The following is a 22,807-nucleotide window of genomic DNA, read 5'->3' as shown; positions in this document are numbered from 1 at the left end:
TGCACCGAGGAAAGCATCATGGCCGACGCTCCCACCACGACCTCGCAGCAAAGCGCGGATGCAGCGCGCACCGGCCTGAGCGCCGCCGCGCTCCAACGCGGCGTGCTCGACAATCTGCTGTGCCTGCGGGGCCGCTATCCGGCGATCGCTTCCCCGCATGACTGGTACATGGCCCTCGCGTATAGCGTGCGCGACCGGCTGCTGGCCCGCTGGGCAACCTCCGTACAGACCTACGCCGGAAGCGATGCGCGGGTCGCCTGCTACCTGTCCGCCGAGTTCCTGATCGGCCCGCAACTCGGCAACAACCTCGTCAATCTCGGCATCGAGGCCAACGCACGCGAAGCGCTGCGCGCGCTCGGCGTCGACCTCGATATGCTGCTCGAACTCGAGGAAGAGCCGGGGCTCGGCAATGGCGGGCTTGGCCGCCTCGCGGCCTGCTATCTGGATTCGCTCGCAAGTTTGGAAATACCGGCCATCGGCTATGGCATCCGCTACGAGTTCGGCATCTTCGACCAGCAGATTCGCGACGGCTGGCAGGTCGAAACCACCGACAAGTGGCTGCAAAAGGGCAATCCATGGGAGATCGTGCGCCCGGAGGTTGCGTACTACGTGGGGTTCGGCGGCAGCACACACAACGAAACCGATGCACAGGGGCACCTGTGCGTGCGCTGGACACCCACACGGCAGGTCAAGGGCGTGGCTTGCGACACGCCGATGCCCGGCTATCACGTCAACACGTGCAACACCTTGCGGCTGTGGAAGAGCGAGGCGGTCGAGTCGTTCGACCTGCAGGACTTCAACGCCGGCGACTATTACGAGGCCGTCAACGAAAAGGTCATCTCCGAGACGCTGTCGAAGGTGCTGTATCCGAACGACGAGCCCGAGATCGGCAAGCGCCTGCGTCTCGCGCAGCAATACTTCTTCGTGTCGTGCTCGCTGCAGGACATGCTGCGCCTGCTCGAAATCAAGGGCGAACCGGTCGGACACTTCGCGCAGTTGTTCAACGTGCAGTTGAACGACACGCACCCGTCGATCGCCGTCGCCGAGCTGATGCGTCTGCTGGTGGACGACAGGCAGGTGCCGTGGGATGAGGCCTGGGACATCACGCGGCGCGCGCTCGCGTATACCAATCACACCCTGCTGCCCGAAGCGCTCGAAACCTGGGGGCTGCCGCTGATGCGCAACCTGCTGCCGCGCCTGCTCGAAATCATCTACGAGATCAACCGCCGCTTCCTCGACGAGGTGCGGCAGCGCTATCCGGGCGACGACGCGCGCATCGAACGCATGTCGCTGATCGACGAGCGCGGTGACAAGCTCGTGCGCATGGCACATCTGGCGACGGTCGGCAGCCACGCGGTCAACGGCGTCGCCGAACTGCATTCCGGGCTGCTCAAGCAGACCGTGCTGCGGGACTTCGCCGAATTGTGGCCCGAGCGTTTTCACAACATCACGAACGGCGTCACGCCGCGCCGTTTCATGCTGCTTTGCAATCCGGCGCTCGCGCGGCTGCTCGACGAGACCATCGGCGCTGGCTGGGTCACTGATCTCGCGCGACTGCGCAAGCTCGAAGCCTATGCCGACGACGCCACGTTTCAGCAGCATTGGCGCAGCGTGAAGCAGGCGAACAAGGCCGTGCTCGCCGAGCATATCCGGGGCGTCACGGGCATCGGCGTTGACACCGCCGCGCTGTTCGACGTGCAGGTCAAGCGCATCCACGAATACAAGCGGCAACATCTGAACGCGTTGCTGATCGTCACGCTGTACCGGCGCCTGCTGCGTGATCCACAGCTTGCGCTGACACCGCGCTGTTTCGTATTCGGCGGCAAGGCGGCGCCCGGCTACGCGACGGCCAAGCTGATCATCCGTTTGATCAACGGCATCGCCGAAGTCGTGAATAACGACCCGGTGGTGAACGGGCGTCTGAAAGTCGTCTTCTATCCGGACTTCAATGTGAAGAACGCGCACTTCATCTACCCTGCCGCCGACCTGTCCGAGCAGATTTCGACGGCCGGCAAGGAAGCATCGGGCACCGGCAACATGAAGTTCATGATGAACGGCGCGTTGACGATCGGCACGCTCGACGGCGCCAACGTCGAAATCCGCGAAGAGGTCGGCGACGAAAACTTCTTCCTGTTCGGCCTGACCGCCGACGAAGTGGAACGTGTGAAGCGCGCGGGTTATCGCCCCGCGGACTATTTGAAGGACGACGCGGAACTGAGCGAAGTGCTGCAACTGATCGCCGACGGTCATTTCTCGCGAGGAGACCGCGAGATGTTCCGCCCGCTGATCGACAATCTGATGCGCGCGGACCCGTTTCTCGTGCTCGCCGACTATGCCGCCTACGTGGCGCGTCAGGACGACGTGAGCGCCGCCTGGCAGGACACGCGGCGCTGGACCCGGATGTCGATCCTGAACACCGCGCGCTCGGGCAAGTTCTCTTCCGACCGCGCCATCGGCGAATACTGCGACAAGATCTGGAAGATCCGCCCGATGAGGATCACCCTTGATCAATGACCCTGAAACGGGATCGGTGCGTGCTCATGCGGTTCGCTGCGGGTCGCGGTTTCCCGTGGGCGCGTCGGCGGTGCCCGGCGGCATCAATTTCTGCATCTTTTGCCGTCACGCGACGCGCGTCGAGCTGTTGCTGTACGACGCGGCTGACAGCCCCGAGCCGTTCCAGATCGTCACGCTCGCCGCCGCTTGCAACCGAACCTTCTACTACTGGCATGTGATGGTCGAAGCGCTGCCGTTCGGCACCTACTACACGTGGCGGGTGGACGGTCCGCGCGATACGCGCTCTAGCGGCTACGCGTTCGACCCCGACAGGGAACTCCTCGACCCGTATGCCCGCGCGGTCAGCGACGTGCTGTGGACGCGGCCTGCGGTCGGCCAGCCGAATCCCGACGGGCACAAAACCCACCGCGCGATCGTGACGGAACCCCTGCCCTCGTCCTCTGGGCGTATCTCGCGCGGACTCGACGACGCGATCATCTACGAGCTGCATGTCGGCGGCTTTACACGTGATCCGTCGAGCGGCGTGCAGCATCCCGGCACCTTCGCCGGCCTGATCGAAAAGATTCCGTACCTGACGCAGCTTGGCGTGACCCACGTCGAGCTGCTGCCGGTGATGGCCTTCGACGAACAGGACGTTCCGCCCGCCACGGCGGCCCTCGGCCTGAGCAACTACTGGGGTTACAGCACGCATAGCTATTACAGCCCGCATCCTCGCTACTGCCGCGATCCCGCGCGCGCGCCCCAGGAGTTTCGCGCGCTGACCGACGCCATGCACGCCGCGGGCATCGCCGTGCTGCTCGACGTCGTGTTCAACCATACGGCCGAAGCGGGCGAGACGGGCCCCGTCATCAACTTCAAGGGCCTCGTCAACGATATCTTCTACCACCTCGACGCGGCCGACCGGCGCCGCTACCGGGACTACACCGGCTGCGGCAACACGATCAATTGCAACCATCCACTGGTGACGACGTTCATCGTGCGCTGCCTCGAATACTGGGTGGAAGAACTCGGCGTCGATGGCTTCCGGTTCGATCTGGCGAGTATCTTCGCGCGCGACCAGCGCGGCGAGCTGATGGTCGATCCACCGCTGCCCTGGGCGATCGAGTCTTCGCGTGTGCTGTCGCGCGTGCCATTGATCGCGGAGGCGTGGGACGCCGCCGGGATGTATCAGGTCGGCGCCTTTCCCGGCATGGCGTGGGCCGAGTGGAACGGCCGCTATCGGGACGTGATTCGCCGTTTCGTGCGCGGCGACCCGGGGCTCATCGGGGCGGTCGCGACCTGCATCGCGGGCAGCTCGGACCTCTATGCGGACGACGGCAGGCTGCCCAACAACAGCATCAACTTCGTGACGTGCCACGACGGCTTCACGCTGATCGATCTCGTGAGCTACGGGTCGAAGCACAACGAAGCCAACGGCGACGAGAATCGCGACGGCAGCTCCGATAACCTGTCGTGGAACTGTGGCGCCGAGGGCGGGACCGGCGACGCCCAGATTCTCAGTCTGCGACATCGCCAGGCGCGCAACGCGATGGCCATCCTGTTCCTGAGTCTGGGTGTGCCGATGACGCTCGCCGGCGACGAGGTGCTGCGCAGCCAGCGCGGCAACAACAACGCCTATTGTCAGGACAACACGCTCAGCTGGTTCGACTGGACACCCACTGAAGCCGGCTCGGCCATGTCGCGCTTCGTGCGTGAGCTGATCGCGCTGCGCAAACGCCACGCAAGTTTGCGGCGGCGGTATTTCCTGACCGGCCGGCCCACGCCGGGGCAGACCCGGCCGGATGCGGGATGGCACGGCGAGCGCCTGAACGAGCCGGGCTGGCATGATCCAGGCGCGCGGCTTCTCGCCGTCACGCTGGGCGGCGAAGAACCTGGCGAGCCGGCACTGCACGCGGTGTTCAACATGGACGATTGCGCCCGCACGGTCCAGTTGCCCGCGCCCCGCGAAGAGCGGCACTGGCGGCGTATCGTCGATACCGCGCGCGACAGTCCGCATGACATCGTGCAAGCGGCGCAACAGGGCATTCTCGAAAGCGATCAATTTCGCGTGGAGGCACGCAGTGTCGTGGTTCTCGAAGAAGCGGGCTGAACCGACGCAAATAACCAGGGTTCTTGTCCTCTAATGTCGATGCTGTGGCGGATATGCCGTGCGCAGTTTCGATTTACTGGCGGAACAATCCACCGGCAGCGATCGCGGAGGGCGTCATGAGCATTCGCGTAGACGGGCCGTCCGTCGTCTTTGCGATAGTTGCGGTCGTGGCCCATGGCAGCGCATTCGCGAGGTCCGAAGCCTGCCATCCCACCTCGGAAAAGCAGATTTCCGCACTGTTCGATCGCTGGAACGACTCGCTGAAAACCGGCGACCCGCAGAAGGTCGTGGCGAACTACGCGCCGAACTCGATCCTGCTGCCGACCGTCTCGAACAAGCCGCGTTTGACCGCCGACGAAAAACTCGACTATTTCAAACACTTCCTCGAAAACAAACCGGTCGGCACGATCGACTTCCGCGACATCATGATCGAATGCAACACCGCGATCGACTCGGGGCTCTACACCTTCAAGTTCGCGGACGGCTCGGTCGTCAAGGCGCGCTATACGTTCACCTACGCGTGGAATGGGCACAAGTGGCTGATTACCAGCCATCATTCGTCGAAAATGCCGGAAGGCAATTAGCCGATGTGGTTTAGAAAAAGTCAGGCAGGGACTTGAACCTCATTCACGAATGACCTGAATACGTCCCGCCTTGACTGCGGCCTTCAAAACCGTCCAGCCCGTCTCATTCTGTTCCGCGCCTCGCTATCCCGTCCTTTCCGCCCGATGCGCGGCCTCCTGCACGCCTCGTACAGCCGCAGCCACGATCAAGCCGGTGAATACCACGCCGATCAGCCCGAGGCATGCGGCGTCGATCCGGCCGAACGCCGAAGTGGGCACCACATCGCCGTACCCGATGGTGAGCGCCGTGATCGCGCAGAAGTACACGGTTTCACCCAGCGGCGACGGTGTCCGGTTCGCTGTCTCGACGGGCGCGCCCCAGTAGTACATGCCAAACGTCAGCAGGACGAACAGTAGAAGCAGGCCGATCAGAATCGCTCTCAGATACCACAGGGTTATCGCCATTTCCTTCAGGATCTCACCAGCCCGAGGACGGACCGCGCCATCACCTGTCGCATTTCCCATTACACGCTCCTGTTGCGATCACCGGTCGGCTTTGCAGCATGCCGCGCCGCCTCACTCCGCACGGCGGTGCTGCTCGAAAAACAGAAGCATCAAATACGCATAGGCCGTTACGGCCAGAAAGAGCCCCATTCGCACGGCAAACGCGGTGTAGACATCCTTGCCCGCCACGCTGTCCTGCACCGATTGCCCGAGCAGAATGATCATCGTCACGAGACTGTTCAGCCAGAAGCCCGGCGAACAACGCGTGGGTTGCAGGCCGTACAGTTTGCGTCCCACCAGCAGGCCGAACAACAGCATCCACAGAAAGAACATCCACAAATGCACGAACAGCCTCAGCGCAAACCAGAACGCGATGGCGAGCAGACCGCCGAGCAGCGTCGAGCCGATCAGATCGCGTGCGGCGCCGCGGGCCGAGGTCGTGCAGGTTTGTCTGCCGAGGCTGACGGACTTCATGATGATCGGCATGTAGTTCGCCGGGTCGGTCATCGCGAGCAGATAGGCCGGCATGACGACGAGCGCGGCACGCAGCGCGAGATAGGCCGCCTCGTCTTCCGCCATCGCTGCCGCGGCGGGCTGTTCTCGCGCGCCCATGCTTTCAGGAAACGATCTGTGCGCCAGCGTCGACGCCAGCACGGCAAGCAGAAGTCCCTTCGCCAGCGCGCCGACGACCGTCAGGGCCAGTTCGAAGTCTGCCGTGCCCGCGGCGGAAATCATCGTCAGTCCCGCGACCAGAAAAGTCGCGACGAGATTGTTGCCGCCACGCAGCCCGTAACGAAACGCGAAGAACAGCATGAGGCCGACGATCATGACGCCGGCCAACGCATAGTGACGAAGCAACGGAACGAGGAGCAGGCCGCTGCCGGTGGTCGACGCCACGACCAGCGAAAGAATCACGCCGGCCTTCAACGATAGCGGGCGATTCTGCGTGGCCAGCAAAAAAACCGTGAATACCGGCGCGACGACGGGTATCGGGAAATCGAGTCCAAAGCTGACGGCAAGAGCGATCGCCGTTCCGATGGCCACGCGTATCGCGCGATAACCGAGGCGCTGGGTCACGGGCTGCATGGGCTTCTCAATAGACGTAGGAGAGCCAGCTCATCAGCCGGATGAACGCATGTCCCAGCGGATTGAGCGGATTGCCCTGGGTCGGAAACGCCATCACTTCGGCCTGCCCGCCCACCCGCAGATCGCGCAGACGCGCGCGCTCGCTGTCGTCGAATTCGACGATTACCGGGAAACGCTGCGCGGGACGCAGCCAGTCGCGGCTATTCTGCACGGTGGGCAGGCTGCCCGCCGGCGTGCTCTGCCCCACGCTCACGCCATAGCCGACACTGCGAACCCGCCCGCCGAACACTTCGCCGGGCAGCACGTCCAATGCGATCTCGACGCGCGTGCCGGGTTTGAGATGGCCCAGATTGTTCTCCGTCATGTCGGCGCTGACCCACACGTCGCGGATCGCGATCAGCGTCATGACCGGATTGCCCGCCGCGGCGAACTGACCGACTTCCGTGCGCAGATCCGTCACGACGCCGCTCGAGCGGGCTCTGATCCGCGCGTTGGCGAGATCGAGTTCGGCCTTCTCCAGCGCGCCAGCGGCGCTGCGCAACTGCGCATTCTCCGCCTCGCTTCCGCCCTGCTGCTCCCGCGCCCGCTCGACTTCGGCACGGGCCCCGTCGACCTGGCTTAGCGCCTGTTCATGTGTCGCCCGCGCGACCTCGAGGCGTCGCAGGGAGACGGTGCCCTCGTCTTCACGATAGAGCCGCTCGAGACGGTCGCTGTCCTGGCGCGCCTTGACCTCGTTCGCGATGGCGGCCCGCGACGCCGCGAGTGCCGACTCGATACCGGCCGTGCTGGCACCGACTTGCCGGCGCGTGGACTCCAGATCGGCGCGCGCGCGGTCAGCGGCAATGCGGTAGGGCTCGCTATCGACTTCGAACAGCACGTCCCCCGCGTTGACATCCTGGTTGTTATGGACGAACACCCGCGTCACGCGTCCCGACACCTCGGCGGCGACGGGCACGACATAGGCCTGAATCCGCGCCTGCTGCGTATACGGCGTGAAACGGTCCGCCAGCAGATACCAGATCAGGCTCAGCACGATCAGACAGACGACCCATTTGACCGCCCTGCCCGAAGGGTCGGCGGCAGGCGTCGACGACTTCGGCGGGGCGGCGGTTCGAGGCTCGCGGGTATCCTGGGTATCGCTCATCGTGACGCCCCTTCGGCTTGCCCCGGCGTACCGGAAGACGGCGCCGTTTGGTCGAGCAGGTCGCCCCAATCGGTGCGTTGCCGCATCTGCGCGCGCGTCGCCGCGTCGACGAGCGGCTGTTCGGTTTCCCAGCCGCCGCCGAGCGCCTTGTAAAGCGCGATGACACTGCCGAGCGCATTGCTGCGATTGACCACGTACGCGTCCTGCTGCGCGAACAGCGCGCGCTGAGCATCGAGAACCCGCTGGAAGTCCGAATACCCTTCCCGATAGATCGTATTGGCCAGCGTCAGCGAGCGCCGCGCCGCGCCCTGCGCGTCATTCAGAATGGTGTCGCGCTGCAAGGCGGCGAGCAGCGCCGTCGCGGCATCGTCGGCCTCGCGGGCCGCCTCGCGCACCGTGTTCTGATAAGCGACCGTCAACTCTTGCAGCCGTGCGTCCTGGACGCGCACGTTGTTCGTGATCCTGCCGTAGTCGAACACGTTCCACGTCACGCTCGGGCCCGCGGCAAAGAGCAGTGTGCTCGGTGCGCCCGCGAGCGAACTGGCGGTCCACGTCAGCGTGCCGAGCAACGATACCGACGGGTACAGATCCGCTTGCGCAACGCCGATGAGCGCCGACTGCGAAGCCATCTGGTACTCGGCCGCGCGAACGTCAGGGCGGCGCAACAGCAGATCGGCCGGCACGTCCTGCAGCACCGCATGATCCACCAGCGGCACCACGCCATCCTTGCCCGCCTGCACGTCGAGTTCCGGCAGCGGACCCGGCGCTCGCCCGATCAGCACCGACAGCGCATGACGCGCAAGCACGATCTGGCTTTCGAGATCGGGGATGCTGCTCAGCGTCCCAAGGTACTGCGTCTTCGCCTGCTGGAAGTCGAGTTCGTCGGATTCGCCAGCCTTGAAGAGCTTTTGAGCGATGTCGTAGCTGCGCTTTTGCAACTGGGCGTTCTCGCGAGCGATACGTAGCCGCGCCTGCGCGACCCGCAGCGTGAAATACGTATCCGCGACCTGCGCGTGCAACAGAACCAGCGCATCGTCGCGGTTGGCTTGCGCGGCGAAGAACGCGGCGTCGGCCGATTCGATCGCGCGGCTGAAACGTCCCCAGAAATCGAGTTCCCAGCCGATGCTGAAGCCCGCGCCGTACTGCACGAAGACCCCCGAGCGCGGATTGGAACCATCCGAGCGCTTGCGCGCCGAAGCCAGTGCATCGGCACTCGCCTGCTGCACCTGCGGATAGCGTCCCGCGAGCGCGATGCCGAGCTGTGCGCGCGCCTCGAGCACGCGCAGTCCGGCGATCTTCAGGTCGCCGTTGTTCGCGTCGGCTTCGGCGATCAGACGTTCGAGATTCCTATCGTCGAAGATCAGCCACCACTGGCGCACATCGGGCTGTGCACCCGGTTGCGTGACCCGCGTGATCGATTCGCTACTCCAGTGCTCGCTCCACGCTTCATGCTGCGGCTTGAAGTCCGGGCCCACCCGCATGCATCCGCTCAGGCCAACCGCCGCCCCGAAAAGCACTGCGATCCCGTACGGACGCATCAACGGTGACACGGAGCCATCCTCGAGCTTCAGGTCTGCTTCTGTTCGTGGGTCTGCGTGGGTTGCGTGGGTTGCCTGGGTTGAGGCTGGTCTCGGACCCAGCGCCAGAACAGCTGATAACCGACGGCCAGCATCACGGGCCCAACGAATAGCCCGATGACGCCTCCCGTCACCATGCCGCCGAGCGCTCCGATCAGCACGACGGGCATCGGCACCGCGACGCCACGGCCAAGCATCAATGGCTTGAGCACGTTGTCGGCGAGACCCGCGACGAACACGTAAACCGAGAAGATGATGTTTGCGGTGTTCACGCCGTCCGTGACGATCACGAAGGCGATCACCGGAATGGTGATCAGCGTGGCCGGCAATTGCATGATGCCGAGCAGCAGCACGGCCAGCGCGAGCAACCCCGCGCCGGGTATCCCCTTCACGACGAAGCCGATGCCGATCAGCAGCATCTGGATAAACGCGATGCCCACTACCCCCTGGGCCACCGCGCGAATCGTCGCCGTACACAAGTCGGCGATCTGAGCGCCGTTCTCGGGGCCCGAGATGCGCGAGGCGATCTGCACCGCGCTGTGATAGCCTTTCTCACCGTGGGCCATCAGGATTCCTGCGACGATCAGCGCGACGAAAAATATCACCAGGCCGGCACCGAGACCCGTCACCGTTGCAAGCACAGCGAGCCCGGCCTCCTTCAGCTGCGGGGCGAATTTATGCGCAAGACCGGTCAGGTCCGTCGATGCCTGTTGCCAGAAGTCGTACACACGATGGCCGACCAGCGGCCAACTCGCCACCGACTCCGCGGGAGGCGGAATCCGGAAGCTACCGCTCCTGGCAATGGCGATCGATTTCTCGACCGAATCGGCTACCGCGAGACCCAGCGCATACGTTGGCACCAGAATCACGACAAGCGCGACAAGGACGATCAGCGTGGCGATCAGGCCATCCTTGCCGCCGAGCATGGAGCGAAGCAGGACCTGCAGCGGATAGAGCGTGATCGCAAGAATCACCGACCAGGCCATCAGGTTAAGAAACGGCGCGAAGATCCGAAAACAGAATACGGCCAGGACCGCGACGAGTCCGGCGCGGATCAGGACGTCGAGCATCTCTCGGGACGGAGTCCGTTGGGGAATCGGTGTGAGCAGCATAAGTCGTTCTCCCGCCAGTCGCGTCGCGGTTCGGCGGCGACACCGTGATAGGCCTGAAAACTCAAACCCACTGGAACGTTCTTGACGCCAATACCAAGGCCTGCCTGCAATTCCGGCATCTTAGGAAGAGGATCGCGCCGGCTTTGTCGTCGACAGAACGCGGCGTTTCACTACTATTGAACCCGCGCCTGAAATATTCAATTGGACTTTGGTCTCATAGCCTCGAGCCGTCCGGAGCTCAGCCCGCCGCCGACAGTCATGGAGAAAACCGCGAGATTGATGGCCATCGTCGCCCTTCTTCTGGCCATGACGCCTGGCGCGCCTGCCCTCGCCGCCGGGGTCGGCTTTCAGAAGGTCGACATACCGAATGGCGCCGAGCCGCCGCTCACGGCCGGAATCTGGTATCCCACCGATGCGCCGGCCACGCCGCACGCCTTGGGCGACGTCACCCAGACCGTCGCGGCCGGCGCGCCGATAGCAGGCCATCGCCTGCCGCTGATCGTGCTGTCGCACGGGGCGGCGGCTGGTACGGCGCCCATTACGGCACGGCGCTCGCGCTGGCTCGCGCGGGCTTCGTCGCGGCGGCGGTCAGCCACGCCGGCGACACTTTCGATGACCAGAGCCGCGTGCTGCAACTCTGGCGCCGGCCCGCGCAGCTTCATCGGCTGGTGATCGTCATCAGCCGCATCCCTGGTACGACGAGCCGGGGCGGGACGACCTGCCCCGCGCTCCCGACTATCGCGTGGTGGCGAACGCCGGCCACTACGACTTTCTGCCACCTTGCGATGCGCGTCTCACGCGGCTGCGCCCGGAGATCTGCGACAGCGCGCCGGGCTTCGATCGGACGGCGTTCCATCAGCGATTCAACGCCGCTGTGGTGCGATCTTTCGAGTCGATGTTGCGATAGGAAAGAGACTCACCCGAATTCGTCGTGTTGCGGCAATTGGTCAGTGATCGAATACCACGGTGCCTTTGAACCCACGAACATGTGGGCAGTGGGAGACATGGCGGGCGAGTCCGTGAGTGTTCCCAGCGTGACGTGAACGTACTGTCCCTGACGAACCACTGAGAACATCAGGCTTCCACATATTTTGCAGCGCACGTCATGCGACGCTCGCTCATCGCCGAAAATCAACAGGCTGTCTTCGCCCCGAGTGATGCGCAGCTTGTCGCGCTCGATTCCCGCGAAGGGTTTGAACGCCGAGCCGGTCGCGCGCCGGCAGTTTGAACAGTGGCAGTTCAACGCATAGACAAATTCGTCTCTTACCGAGTAATGGACGGCACCGCAAAGGCAGCGGCCGGCAAGCAATGGTTTCATGGCTGCTTTTAAACAGAAGGTACGTCGCAAATTGGAAAGTCACGCAGCCGTGATTATTCGCGAACCGACGTGCGATGTCGAACCGCCAGACCGCTAGCGCCTGAAAATTACCTGCGCCGTGCCGACCTCGATCGGAGAGGAGGTGTGCTGGTGGACAATTTTCCATCCGTCGGCCTGCTGCCTCAGCGTCATGGTGAGGCGATTGTCCATGGAGCGCAGTTCCAATCCGTCGGCGTCGACGGCTTTATATGTCGCGAAGGCGTGGACGACGGCGAGGTCCGCGGCGACGATCGTTCGCGCCTCGCTGAAATCGACTATCACACGTTCTGTACCCAGCGAACCGAACCAGCTCTCCACCATGGCGCGCCACGATGCGATGCCGTGGTACGACCATGTCCCCCACATGTCGAAGACCACCGCATCGCGGTCGTATAGCGCAACGAACGCGTCCACGTCTTTCGCCAATACCGCGGCTTTGTAGCCTTCCAGGACTTGCAGGATCGGATTGTCGAGTCTGTTCACAGTGTGCTCCCAGGTCGGATGACGATGGCGGCCGGACTTGGCGCAAAACGGCAGATCCAAGGTTCCTGACCAATTGTCTTACCAGGTAACGACGATCGACGCACCATCAGATCGACATCCCCTCGAAAAAACCTTCTACGCGATATTGCGTTGCATTGATCAGATCCCCGCCCGCTGCGCGGATCACTGGGCGATCTGCTGACGTTGATACTCGTCGTGCTTCATTTCCATATAGTCGGCGCGGCTGACCTCGTGCAATTGCCGCGGATACTGCTCGGTCGCATCGAACCAGTCAGCGAGGCGTTTGTCGAGGCGGGCGTTGGGCGGGCTGGAAAGCGCGCCAAGATAGGCATCGATGGCGAGGTAGTAGCGCATCGTATTGCGTTCGACCAGGCCGCGCACGCCGCCGATGTATTGCGGCTCGCTCGTCGACGAATCGGGCGTAGCGGAAAAGCCGACCTTGTTGCTGCCGATCGTCGCCAGGTAGGTTTTCATGGCAAACCGTCCCGCCGTGCCATATCCGTACGCGTAGGTCAGGTGAATAAAGGTGCGATTATCGCCCACCGGTATCGCTTCCAGCACGATACGGTAGTCTTTCGTGCTCAGCGGACCCGTGGCGGCAGTGAGCTCGACGCGAAAATAATCAGGGGTGCTCGCTACCGCACGAAAGTTGAATTGCACGCGGTACGACGACGAAAGCGATTCCTCGGTTTTCTTGCCGATGTTCACGGTGAGGATCGTACCGCTGTCGCTGGTCGACGCGTGGCAGTATTTGGTGTTCAGATGCAGGATCAGCACGTCGCACCAGTTGGCCGGGCCCTGAGTCGGGTCGTCGAGCGCGCCGCTGACCACCGCGAAAGGATAGTCGAGCACCCCGTAAATATCGCCCTTGAGCGCCGACGGCAACTCCTGCGATTCGAGGTACAGCGGTCGCTGAAACTGGTTGTGCGCGAGTTGCTGCGTCAGACTTTGATATTTCGCGCGTAGGCGAGCCGCGCCGTCGTCCGCTTGCGCGACGACGCTCTGGCATAAGAAACAGAACACCGTCGTGATCAAGACAATCCACCACGGTCGCGTCCGCCGATTACCTGCCAGGTATGTCGCAAGCCTGCTCATGGTCCTCCTCCTACTTTGGCTCAGGTTGGGGCGCAACAGAGGAGGATCCGATCCTGGCGCCCTCGTTGTTCCCGCATATCGCCGACCTCATACGGCCATGCGCAAATACAGGCCGCGGAAGTCGGACCCTCATCGCTCGCCCGGCTCCCATTCCGGGCTGTAACCTCCGAGTGCCGGGTGATACATCTCATCGCCCGAATGCTGGGTGAACTCAACGTTGAGTCGGTCCTCGCGCAAGCCAAGGATTTCGATGCACAGCGCGCAAAGTGCTTTGGCCAACTCCATGCGCAACTCCGGCGGTCGCCCTCTTCTGATATCGAGCATCATCAACGCAACGGGCACCGGTTCCCCGCTCGCCTCCGCAATGCGCCACACGCTACCGGGACCGAGTTCGCGAATCGCTACGCTGATTCGCCTGACGTCAACCGACATCATCCGAGCATAGGTCTCACTCATTTTCGCCGCGAGCAGTCTCTTGCTCTCGACAGAGTAGTGATCGTTTACATCAAGCTGTAGATAAGGCATTGCATCGATCTCCGACGAAAGTGTTGCGCACTCGCCAACTATATGCCGCGCCATCCAATCGATCAAAACCGTCGCCGCACCATGCTCTGGCGAGCCGATCGTCGCTCGTGTCCGTAGCAGTGTCGAACGCCAGGCAGGCATGGCTGACGGGCACTCTGTTTTGGCCAGTTGCCCTTGCATAATGGTCTTCACTATTTACACGAAGTCCCGGATCAACGAGATACGTTCGCTGCCGGGAACTCGCCACCGACATTCAACAGCGATGAGTTGTTTATTTCATTGGCTGTCCTATTGGTTGTTCGCGTTCTCGCCCACAGCGTGCCTGCTGTCAAATCGATCGTCAGGAGAATCGTCATGCGTAAGATGCTTACCGTCGCTGTCGCAGCGTTTTGTATTGCGTCCTTTTCGCACGAAAGTCGTGCCTCTGGCGATGATGATGTCCCACAAGCCCGATGCACGCTGCCTCAAGGTACGGTCGCATTGGTGGAAAAGCAGTTGCATACGGTCGTGAACCTGCCCGATGCGAACGGCGGGATCTTCAAGCCTAACCGGATGTGGGCGGCCATTGTCGATCGGCAGGGGCATCTGTGTTCCGTGATCGTGACCGGCGACGCCTGGCCCGGTAGCCGGGCCATTGCAATCGCGAAGGCTTATACCGCGAACGGTTTCAGCAACGACGCACTCGCACTATCGACGGCAAATCTCTACGCGGCCACCCAGCCGGGCGGCTCCCTTTACGGCCTGAATAATTCCAATCCTTTTAACGCGCGCTTCCTCGAACAGGGCAGCGGCATCGGACACACGCTTGGCGGCGTCATTACCTTCGGCGGCGGCGTCGCGCTTTATGCAGCAGGGAAAGTCATCGGAGGATTGGGCGTGAGCGGCGATAGCGCCTGCGCCGATCATGCGATTGCCTATCGCATGCGCAAGCTCGCGGGGCTCGGCACTGTACCCGCCGGCCAAGGCCCGAACAACACGGATAACATCGTCTATTCAACGAGCGGATCTCCGATGGGCTTTGAGCATCCTCATTGCTTCCCGAGCGACCTGAGCGCCGATAAGATCGAGCAGATACCTTCGCACTGACCGGCTTCGAACGGTTGGCCGGCGACACCCACTGACGACGGCAATCATCGACCCGTGGCATCGGGCTTCCGGACTACGTATCGGAAGCCCGCATAGCGTCTCAGACAGTCGGATCTGGATTGCGCTCGTACCCGCAGACTGATGCGGTGAAAATCGTCAACGGATCTGCCCGTCAATTTGCTTGCGCAGACGATTTTCCTCGTCTTGAAGCTCGGGCGTAAAAGCTTCGCCAAAGTCCGCAGGCTCAAAGAACGGGCGAATCTCGATCTCTGAATCACTGACCATCGGATTCGGGCAGCGCTTTACCCATTCAATCGCTTCGTCCATCGATTGAACCTGCCAGAGCCAGTACCCGGCGATCAATTCCTTGGTTTCCGCAAACGGGCCGTCGATGACGGTGCGGTCCTTCCCTGAAAACCTCACGCGAGCGCCGGCCGAACTCGGCTTCAACCCGTCGCCGCCATGCATGATGCCGGCCTTGACCAATTGCTCGTTGTACTGCCCCATCGCCGTGAGGAGTTCGGTACTCGGCATTTGCCCGGCTTCCGATTCGGGGGTTGCCTTGATGATGACCATGACGCGCATTTGGGTTTTCCCTTTGAAGACGAAAGTGTCTGGAGGCAACGGCGCCTCCAGTGACTACGACGAATGATCATAGGAGAAATCGACACGCGCAAGACACGATTGCGCGATTTTTCAGAACGTTTCTCGAAGAGCGCAAAGTCGTCTGGCAGCCGTGAGCATTGACAGAACGCCCCGATCCGCCACAAGGTGGTCACGGCACAGCGAACGCTTTTTGCACCGACTTTTCGCCTGTATCGGCGGGCCATTGTGCGCGGATCTTCGTCACGACCAGCTCCGGAAGCGGTACGTAATCCAGCGCGTTGACCGTCGGCCCACCATGACTCAACGCCCATTCGAAAAACTTCAAGGTGGCTTCGTCGTGGCCCGGCTTGATCGGCGCCGCGGGGAGCAACACATAAGTCGCGCCCATGACCGGCCAGGCATCCTTGCCCGGCTGGTTGGTCAGCGATTGCGAGAGAGAACCCGACCAGTCGGCGCTCGCCGCGGCTGCCTTGAAGGTCGCGGCGCTGGGCTGAACGACATTACCCGCCGCATTGGTCATGGCAACGTACTTCAAGCGGTTCTGTTTCGTGAAATCCCATGCGACATAGCCGATTGCGCCGGGCAGATAGCCGACGTACGTGGCAATGCCCTCGTTGCCTTTACCGCCGATGCCGAGCGGCCATCGCACGCTGGTGCCTTCGCCTACCCTGCGCTTCCATTCCGGACTGACCTGCGCGAGGTAGTGAGTCCAGATCAGCGTCGTGCCCGAGCCATCCTGGCGACGCACCACGGCAATCGGGTAGTTAGGCATCTTGATATTTGGGTTCAACCGCACGATTGCCGGGTCGTCCCAGAACTGAATCTTGCCGAGAAAGATTTCGGCGATCACCGGCCCCGTCAACATCACCTCGCCGGCTTTGAGCCCCGGAAGATTCACGACGGGTACCACGCCGCCGATTACGGTTGGAAATTGCCGCAAGCCGTCGCGGGTCAGTTGATCGTCGGTCAGTGGCGCGTCCGAGCCCGCAAAGTCGACTTCCCGGGCGATGACCTGCTTGAGCCCATCGGACGAACCCGTGCCCTGATAGATCACCCTGCTGCCACCCGACTTCTGGTAGTCGGCGGCCCATCGGGTGTAGAGAGGAGCGGCGAACGTGCTGCCGACTCCCTTAATGTCGGCGGCGTAGGCCGCGGCTGCGCATGAACAGCAGATCAGACCAGCCATGATGGCGTCGGATGTTCTCACGAATGTCTCCCGTCGGTTCTTGTTCCGGGACATCGCTGATCCAGACCTGCCACCGCATGAACTCGTTGGAGGGCGACCGTGCCGGCAATTCAATGTGCAGTTTTCATCGGGTGTGCCAGGTCTCCTGCATGACGCACCATACGGCACATTAAAGAACGGTGACAGGCCGAATTCCAGTTGAATCATGCTATCGAACGCGGCGTGCCCGGCGGCCTCTTCCATAATTGCAGGCATCCGGTTTCCGGATTGCCGACACGCATCAGACATCCCTTCACGTCTCGTCCCACGGTGGCACGCCCGAAAACGCGTTGACCAGGAAATCGATTGCCGCACGAACTTTTGCGCTCACGTGGCAACGGCTCGGATACAGCGCGAGCACATCGATATCCGGCAAACGATATTCAGGCAATACCTGGACGAGCCGGCCTGCGCGTAGGTCCTCGCCGATCAGAAACGCCGGCTCGCGACGGCGGTACGGCTGTCTCCCTGGCCGGGGACGTGCAATCCGAAGAATTCGCGAAAGCGCTGGTCGAACTCGCCGTCAGCCGCTTCGGCCGCCTCGACATCGCCTACAACAACGCGGGGACGCTCGGTGAAATGGGACCGTCCACAGGCGTATCGGAAGCGGGCTGGTCGGCGACGCTGGCCACTAACCTGACGAGTGCGTTTGTCGGCGCCAGGCATCAGATTCCTGAAATGATCAAGCAAGGCGGTGGGTCGATCACCTTCACGTCGACGTTCGTCGGCTACTCGTTCGCCTTCCCGGGGACCGCCGCCTATGCCGCGAGCAAAGCCGGCCTGATCGGACTGACGCAGGCGCTCGCGGCTGAATACGACCCGCAAGGCGTGCGCGTCAACGCGATCCTCCCGGGCGCGGTGGACACGGAGATGTATCGCGGTATGAACGATACGGCCGAATCGCAGACGTTTGTGACCGGGCTGCACGCGCTCAAGCGGGTCGCAAAGCCGGAAGAGATTGCCCGCTCGGCGCTCTACCTTGCTTCCGACGATTCGTCCTTCGTGACGGGTACCGCTTCGTTGGTGGACGGCGGGGTTTCGATTACGCGCACCTGAGCTTTCTTGACGACGGCACCCGCGGGAATGCGGATGTTCGACGACGACCCGCGAACGGCTGCTTGACCCACGCTTCGATGATGTCGGCTCGTGTCCGAAGGTACGGTATCGGATGCGCGGCCGCTACCATGAAAAATAAACGACCACTGTACGGTTCCTCACCTAATCTTTGATCAGCTGGACCGCGAAAAGCGAAGCGCGAGTCAGCCGGAGTAACCAACAAGGAGGCGGGCCATCATGAAGACGTTAGTCCACACAGCTTGCGCGGTCGCGCTCATGGCCGTGCCAGTTGCATCGCTGGCGCAGTCGGACGGGGCGCTGACGCACGCGCAAGTGCAGACAGAAATCGCTCAGCTCGAGCAAGCCGGCTTCAATCCGGCCAATGCGAATACCGTCGACTTTCCTACCTACATGCCGACCACCAACGCCACTGCCGCAGGCCAGAGCAGCGGCTACGGCCCTGCGACCAACGGTACGCAGCAGATGGGTCACCCGGCCAGCACGAGTGGGATGAAGCCAGTGTTCTTTGGCGGATCGTAAGCCTGCCCGTCTGACCAGATCGACGATGCAGAGCATGCCGTCCGCCCAGCCGGGGACGGCGTGGAGTGTCGTGCTATGCGCGCTTGCAGAGTGGTTTCGGCTGCCGCCGCCTGAATGCCCGAAGCCGTCATGACGACGATTTCGGACGCACCCGACCCGAGCGCCATGTCGGATGGCGCCTGCTGTATTGCCAGCCTCGTTTCGCTGAGCGCCTGGGCGCGAACAGCTAACACGTCGTCAGCGTTTGTTAACGTCGATGGTCAGGATTTCGTATCCGGGGTCGGCGTGCTCGTTCGCGACTTTATTCGCTTCCTCGTACGAGCGAAAGGACGTGGCTTCCTTAATCTCCGGTGCCATGCCGATATCGCCGTCCTCTGCGGTGCAGAGGAACTTTTCGCCGGTCTTTACGACGTAGACGGTCGTCATATCTCCCTCCATGGCTTGCATGGGGAACTTCCAGTCTGGCAGGCTGGAAGGGTTGCACACGGTTCGAAGAGTCGTCCGAAAACGCTCGCGAGCGACCCGACGTCTAAACATGCCCGCGACTCACTAACGCCTGCTGGCCGAATCGAGACGACCGGCGGCGCTCGTGATCAGATAGCACCCGTGCGTCCTCGCCGTGGGTTCACGAACCAGACGATTCTGCTTTGCATTCTCCGATCGCTGCTTTCGCTCAGGGCGTCACTGCGCGATCGACCGCCGCACATTGCGGGCAATCCACGCCGTAAGACCGGAACGGCCCGCGATCGACAGCGTGCGGCGCGGCCCCAACACGATGCCGCCGATCACCAGCGCGAGAAGCAGCGCAACATGCGGCGCCTCGGCGAGCGACGCGAGCACATTGCCGGCGGAGGACCGCGAGGCTGCCCGCAGCGCCGGCAACGCGGCGGTCCGGTTCGCCACGAGCAAGGCGGCTCGCGATGCCTCCATGCGTTCCAGAATGGTGACCCGCGCAAGCTCATTGGCGTGACGTGGCTGACTCATTTGAGCGACTCCCTGAGAGCGTCGAGATCGGAGTGAATCTCGGCCTTGAGGACGTGAAGCGATTGCGCCGGTTTCTGCGCCCGCAAGACGAGAAAAGACACGATGCACACGAGCAGCCACCCGGCGGCCACGCCCCAGACCACCGCAAGGAAGTAAGGCGTCTGCCACGCGGTGGCGATGATCGCGATGCAAAAGAAGGACAGCGTGAACAGGCCCGCGACTGCCAACGCCATGAGTGCGCTCAACTCGCGCACCAGACGCTTTCGCGTCTCCTCGACTTCCAGCGCGAACAGTTCGCTATAGTCGGTGACGCGTTCGACACAGAATCGCCCGACGTTGCGCCACCTCGTGACCTTCGCATGGATCGACATGCCGTCCTCCTTACGATTCATTTGCGCCGGCCGCCATCAGCAAAGACTTCTCCCCTGGGCCGACAGAGCAAAGCGACGCCAGCGTTGAACGCGGCGCAAGGGCCGGGCCCGCGCTGAGCGATCGCACGCCGCGTGCCCGTGCCTGGACGGATGCATGCACGCGTTCGCCTTGGCGGCACAGGTCTTGCTCGAATCAGGCAGATCATTCGCCCCCCGAGGACAGCATGACCCCGCTCCCCCCAACCGATCACACTGACCGCGGCGCCGACGCCAGCATCGGCGAGACCGGCTCCGACATGGCTACCGCGGACGGCCGCGCGATGCCGGCCGCGCGCGCCGAGCGCGACTCCCACCACGCGATGCACGACGCGCACCGCGGCGCGCTGATCACGGTGACCGCGCATCGGAACTCCCGAGGCGCCTGGATCGCCGACGTGTCGATTTCCCGCGAGGGTCGGCCGCTGGAGCTACCCGCCAATCTGGCCAACGTGGAGCCCGTGACGCCGGAATGGCTCACCGAGGCGGAAGCGTTGCGCGCCGGCATCGAACAGGGCCGCTATCTGATCGACCGGACACTGAGCGGCGGCTCTCTGTCGGCGTCGCTGGGGCCTGTGCGCTGACGCGCACGTCGCTATACGCGCACGTCGCAAATGTCGTGATTGCAGGTTCGACGGATGGCCCGGGTCGAGATTGTTTTTCTGATCGCCGAGGCGTCAGAACCGTGCCCGCGCCGGCGACCCGGCGCAAACGCGTTACTCGTCGCTATCGAGCCCGCCCGGGGGCGGCCCGATCGTCATGCCCGCGCCCGACCCTGTGCGGGTTCCGGGGGGATAGGCATCGGTTGCTGTCTCGGGCGGAACGTCCGCGACGCAGCGGCTCGCGTCGCCGTCGCGCAGACATTGCACGAAACGGTCCGCCTCCTGTGGCGAGCGAAATCCGTAGATCTTGCTGGCAACCTGCACCTGTGTGTCCGACAGTCGCTTCGACGGCGTTTCCATCACCACTCCTTTTTGCTCGAAGATCTATCGCTACGAGCAACGCGCGCGCCACCTCTCATGCAATCGCGTTTCTCGCGAGCGACGACGCGCGCTTCATCACGGGCGTCAATCTGCCGGTCGACGATGGGTTGAGCGCGTCGAACTGACAACCGAAGCAGGCCTAGCGCGCCGCGCTCAACCATCTTGCGTCGGCGATGCCGACGGCGGCCCGCAAGTCGTCCGGATGAACCATCAATTCGCGGACCTCGCGCAGCGTCGCGTACTGGTCGAGCGCCGTCCGCCATCTCGGCGATTCGAGCAACTGATGCCACACCGGTTCCAGCACCGCGCAATCGGCGTCGCGCCCGTCCGCCAGTGCGCCCGCGAAATCGAGGCTGGCGTGCGCCGACAGCAGCTGCATCCGGCTCGCAGGGCTCAGGACGCGCGGCGCCGCTTCGACGGGTGCGTCGCAGCAATAGAGCACGGTCCTGCGAAGACCGGCCCCGTCGCTCGTCAGCGCGGCGAGCGACGCGCCGCTCAAACCCACCGTCCCCTGCTGCGTCCGAAACGGGTAGACGGTGTGCGGGTCCGCATGCGCAAGCAGCGTCAGTCCACGCACGAGCCGCGGCAGATCGGTGGTGGCCGCATCGACCGATGCCTTCGCTTCGACGAGCAGGCAGACGTCCCACGCCGCCGCGTCGGCCGGGGGCTGTGCCTGGCGCAGCAGCACCACGTCCCATTCGGTTTTCGCGCGCTCGTGGCTCGCGGGTATCGCGGCCGGCACGCGCATCGAGTTCACGACACGGTACGAGGCGAGCGCACCCTGCGCATCATTGAGGCGCCGCGCGAGCGCGTCGAGCGCATCGGCGGCCGATGCCTCGACCGCGGCGCCGCGCTGCTTCGAGCTCAAGCCTCGTGCCACGGCAGTCGAGCTTCCCGGGCGCGGCCCCTGGCGATCCCACAGCGTCTGGTACTGACGCACGCGCTCGTCGGACGCGAGCGCGTAAAGACGGCGCAAGCGCTGCAAAGGGGCACTCTCCAGCAATTGCGCGAGGCCGCGTTGCAGCGCCGCGTCGTGCGCGATTTGCGGCGTATCGATGCAAGCTTGCACGGCTTCGGCCAGTTCGGGCCACGCTTCGGCAAACGCCAGCGCGTGCAGACGCGCCAGCGCGTCGCGTTGCGGGCCGGGTAGCAGCCGCTGCTGTTTGGCCGGATGTGCGATCGCATTGACGGCCGCGTAGATCAGCCGGCGATCGACGCTCGCGTGCGCGGCCAGCGACGCGTACTCGCGCACCACCGTGCTGCGATGCCGTAGCAGCATCGCCTGAAACACCGGATCGCCGGCTTCCTCGCGCATCGCCTCCCGAATCATGCGCGCGAGCGCCTCGACGAAGAAGCGCTGGTTCGCCGCATCCGGCGCTTCGCCACGCGCGCTCGCCTCGCGAGCCTGCTCGATCGCGAGCGCGAGCACGGTGGCGGGTCTCGCTTGCTGCATCGGCGCGCAGACCGCCGCGAGCGCCGGCAGGCGATAGCGACGCGCGACAGCGTCGAGCATCTCGTCGAGCAACGAAGGCGATGGCGTCAAGGACATAGCGATATGTCGATCAGTTGGCGAAATAACTGTACATGAAGGTTCGATGCGGCGCGCGGACCGGCACGGGTCGCCCCGTCAAAACGCCATTGCCATAAACTTCATAAAAAATGGGCGCGGGGAAATCCCGATAAACATTACAAAACACAAACATAAATCGAACCGGCAATTACATTTTTCCGACATTAAACATGCAATACGAATTCAGCACGAAAATTGCTGTCCCGGATTAGCACGGAAAAAACCGGCTTCAACCATGCAGGCGCTTAATGCTCGGCGTACACTCGCCGGGAAGCCTTGC

The 22,807-nt window shown here is 63.2% G+C and carries 24 protein-coding genes and 1 pseudogene; 8 read left to right on the top strand and 17 right to left on the bottom strand.

Translation table 11 applies throughout. The features are described 5' to 3' along the window. Positions 1–18 precede the first annotated feature (18 nt). The 3 genes from HDG39_RS22715 (at position 19) to HDG39_RS22705 (ending at position 5,187) form a co-directional block, all read left to right on the top strand. Positions 19–2,514 carry a glycogen/starch/alpha-glucan phosphorylase gene (locus tag HDG39_RS22715; protein ID WP_184008808.1) on the top strand — a complete coding sequence of 832 codons (2,496 nt, stop codon included), beginning with the start codon at positions 19–21 and terminating at the stop codon, positions 2,512–2,514. Then, complete coding sequence (gene glgX / locus HDG39_RS22710) at positions 2,504–4,603, top strand: glycogen debranching protein GlgX (RefSeq protein ID WP_221305825.1); 2,100 nt, start codon at positions 2,504–2,506, stop codon at positions 4,601–4,603. The genes HDG39_RS22715 and glgX overlap by 11 nt, the downstream gene beginning before the upstream one ends. A 116-nt stretch (positions 4,604–4,719) precedes the next feature. After that, positions 4,720–5,187 (top strand): DUF4440 domain-containing protein, encoded by a 468-nt coding sequence (locus HDG39_RS22705; protein WP_184008806.1) that lies wholly within the window; start codon positions 4,720–4,722, stop codon positions 5,185–5,187. 123 nt (positions 5,188–5,310) lie between these two features. On the opposite strand, the gene HDG39_RS22700 is transcribed toward HDG39_RS22705, so the two are convergent. From HDG39_RS22700 to HDG39_RS22680, 5 genes are read right to left on the bottom strand one after another with little or no spacing between them, the layout of a single operon-like run. After that, a complete protein-coding gene (locus HDG39_RS22700) occupies positions 5,311–5,691 on the bottom strand; it encodes a potassium channel family protein (RefSeq protein WP_184008804.1) in 381 nt (126 codons plus the stop codon). A 51-nt stretch (positions 5,692–5,742) separates the two neighbouring features. Continuing rightward, a complete protein-coding gene (locus tag HDG39_RS22695; protein ID WP_184008802.1) occupies positions 5,743–6,756 on the bottom strand; it encodes a DUF2955 domain-containing protein in 1,014 nt (337 codons plus the stop codon). Positions 6,757–6,763: 7 nt separating this feature from the next. Beyond that, entirely contained in the window at positions 6,764–7,900 is a 1,137-nt protein-coding gene (locus HDG39_RS22690) for an HlyD family secretion protein (RefSeq protein ID WP_184008800.1), read from the bottom strand. Further along, entirely contained in the window at positions 7,897–9,438 is a 1,542-nt protein-coding gene (locus HDG39_RS22685; RefSeq protein ID WP_184008858.1) for a TolC family protein, read from the bottom strand. The genes HDG39_RS22690 and HDG39_RS22685 overlap by 4 nt, the downstream gene beginning before the upstream one ends. Before the next feature lie 29 nt (positions 9,439–9,467). Beyond that, positions 9,468–10,589, bottom strand: coding sequence for an AI-2E family transporter (locus HDG39_RS22680; protein ID WP_184008798.1), 1,122 nt, complete (start codon positions 10,587–10,589; stop codon positions 9,468–9,470). Between the two features lie 279 nt (positions 10,590–10,868). Between HDG39_RS22680 and HDG39_RS35210 the strand changes: the two genes are divergently transcribed. Beyond that, entirely contained in the window at positions 10,869–11,261 is a 393-nt protein-coding gene (locus HDG39_RS35210; RefSeq protein ID WP_260328186.1) for an alpha/beta hydrolase, read from the top strand. A 244-nt stretch (positions 11,262–11,505) separates the two neighbouring features. Here the strand turns inward: HDG39_RS35210 and HDG39_RS22670 are convergent, their stop codons facing one another. The 4 genes from HDG39_RS22670 to HDG39_RS22655 form a co-directional block, all read right to left on the bottom strand. Beyond that, positions 11,506–11,907: a GFA family protein gene (locus tag HDG39_RS22670; RefSeq protein ID WP_184008796.1), complete on the bottom strand. Its 402-nt coding sequence runs from the start codon at positions 11,905–11,907 to the stop codon at positions 11,506–11,508. A 93-nt stretch (positions 11,908–12,000) separates the two neighbouring features. After that, the gene (locus HDG39_RS22665) at positions 12,001–12,489 is read right to left on the bottom strand and encodes a YybH family protein (protein ID WP_221305824.1); all 489 of its coding nucleotides are present in this window, start codon (positions 12,487–12,489) and stop codon (positions 12,001–12,003) included. Between the two features lie 123 nt (positions 12,490–12,612). Beyond that, positions 12,613–13,545, bottom strand: coding sequence for a hypothetical protein (locus tag HDG39_RS22660; protein WP_184008792.1), 933 nt, complete (start codon positions 13,543–13,545; stop codon positions 12,613–12,615). Between the two features lie 129 nt (positions 13,546–13,674). Beyond that, complete coding sequence (locus tag HDG39_RS22655; RefSeq protein WP_184008856.1) at positions 13,675–14,070, bottom strand: tautomerase family protein; 396 nt, start codon at positions 14,068–14,070, stop codon at positions 13,675–13,677. A gap of 354 nt (positions 14,071–14,424) precedes the next feature. Between HDG39_RS22655 and HDG39_RS22650 the strand changes: the two genes are divergently transcribed. After that, on the top strand, positions 14,425–15,156 hold the full coding sequence (locus HDG39_RS22650) for a GlcG/HbpS family heme-binding protein (RefSeq protein ID WP_184008789.1): 732 nt from the start codon (positions 14,425–14,427) through the stop codon (positions 15,154–15,156). Positions 15,157–15,312: 156 nt separating this feature from the next. Here HDG39_RS22650 and HDG39_RS22645 read toward each other — a convergent pair whose 3' ends face one another. The 3 genes and pseudogenes from HDG39_RS22645 to HDG39_RS36060 form a co-directional block, all read right to left on the bottom strand. Then, positions 15,313–15,741 carry a YciI family protein gene (locus HDG39_RS22645; RefSeq protein ID WP_184008854.1) on the bottom strand — a complete coding sequence of 143 codons (429 nt, stop codon included), beginning with the start codon at positions 15,739–15,741 and terminating at the stop codon, positions 15,313–15,315. Positions 15,742–15,931: 190 nt separating this feature from the next. Then, the gene (pstS, locus tag HDG39_RS22640) at positions 15,932–16,948 is read right to left on the bottom strand and encodes a phosphate ABC transporter substrate-binding protein PstS (RefSeq protein ID WP_184008852.1); all 1,017 of its coding nucleotides are present in this window, start codon (positions 16,946–16,948) and stop codon (positions 15,932–15,934) included. A 292-nt stretch (positions 16,949–17,240) separates the two neighbouring features. Beyond that, positions 17,241–17,369: pseudogene (locus HDG39_RS36060) on the bottom strand (LysR family transcriptional regulator); the annotation flags it as partial. On the opposite strand from HDG39_RS36060, the gene HDG39_RS22630 reads away from it, so the two are divergent. Both HDG39_RS22630 and HDG39_RS22625 read left to right on the top strand, forming a co-directional pair. Further along, a complete protein-coding gene (locus HDG39_RS22630) occupies positions 17,309–18,043 on the top strand; it encodes an SDR family oxidoreductase (RefSeq protein WP_503125004.1) in 735 nt (244 codons plus the stop codon). The pseudogene HDG39_RS36060 and the gene HDG39_RS22630 overlap by 61 nt on opposite strands. Positions 18,044–18,280: 237 nt before the next feature. Next, positions 18,281–18,583 carry a DUF4148 domain-containing protein gene (locus HDG39_RS22625; protein ID WP_184008787.1) on the top strand — a complete coding sequence of 101 codons (303 nt, stop codon included), beginning with the start codon at positions 18,281–18,283 and terminating at the stop codon, positions 18,581–18,583. 237 nt (positions 18,584–18,820) lie between these two features. Here the strand turns inward: HDG39_RS22625 and HDG39_RS22620 are convergent, their stop codons facing one another. The 3 genes from HDG39_RS22620 to HDG39_RS22610 form a co-directional block, all read right to left on the bottom strand. Beyond that, on the bottom strand, positions 18,821–19,009 hold the full coding sequence (locus HDG39_RS22620) for a hypothetical protein (protein WP_018418322.1): 189 nt from the start codon (positions 19,007–19,009) through the stop codon (positions 18,821–18,823). Between the two features lie 255 nt (positions 19,010–19,264). Next, the gene (locus HDG39_RS22615) at positions 19,265–19,567 is read right to left on the bottom strand and encodes a hypothetical protein (RefSeq protein WP_260328184.1); all 303 of its coding nucleotides are present in this window, start codon (positions 19,565–19,567) and stop codon (positions 19,265–19,267) included. Next, positions 19,564–19,938 (bottom strand): phage holin family protein, encoded by a 375-nt coding sequence (locus HDG39_RS22610; RefSeq protein ID WP_184008785.1) that lies wholly within the window; start codon positions 19,936–19,938, stop codon positions 19,564–19,566. The genes HDG39_RS22615 and HDG39_RS22610 overlap by 4 nt, the downstream gene beginning before the upstream one ends. Positions 19,939–20,162: 224 nt before the next feature. On the opposite strand from HDG39_RS22610, the gene HDG39_RS22605 reads away from it, so the two are divergent. Further along, entirely contained in the window at positions 20,163–20,558 is a 396-nt protein-coding gene (locus tag HDG39_RS22605) for a DUF6566 family protein (RefSeq protein WP_184008783.1), read from the top strand. A 132-nt stretch (positions 20,559–20,690) separates the two neighbouring features. Here HDG39_RS22605 and HDG39_RS22600 read toward each other — a convergent pair whose 3' ends face one another. Both HDG39_RS22600 and HDG39_RS22590 read right to left on the bottom strand, forming a co-directional pair. Beyond that, a complete protein-coding gene (locus HDG39_RS22600) occupies positions 20,691–20,936 on the bottom strand; it encodes a hypothetical protein (RefSeq protein ID WP_018418326.1) in 246 nt (81 codons plus the stop codon). Between the two features lie 160 nt (positions 20,937–21,096). Then, entirely contained in the window at positions 21,097–22,506 is a 1,410-nt protein-coding gene (locus tag HDG39_RS22590; RefSeq protein WP_184008782.1) for a 3-deoxy-D-arabino-heptulosonate 7-phosphate synthase, read from the bottom strand. Positions 22,507–22,807: the final 301 nt, after the last annotated feature.

It is taken from the genome of Paraburkholderia lebeckiae, from assembly GCF_014201005.1.
GTDB lineage: Bacteria > Pseudomonadota > Gammaproteobacteria > Burkholderiales > Burkholderiaceae > Paraburkholderia > Paraburkholderia tuberum.
The sequence above is the reverse complement of the archived record's forward strand: the minus strand, read 5'-3'. Positions and strand labels throughout refer to the sequence as shown.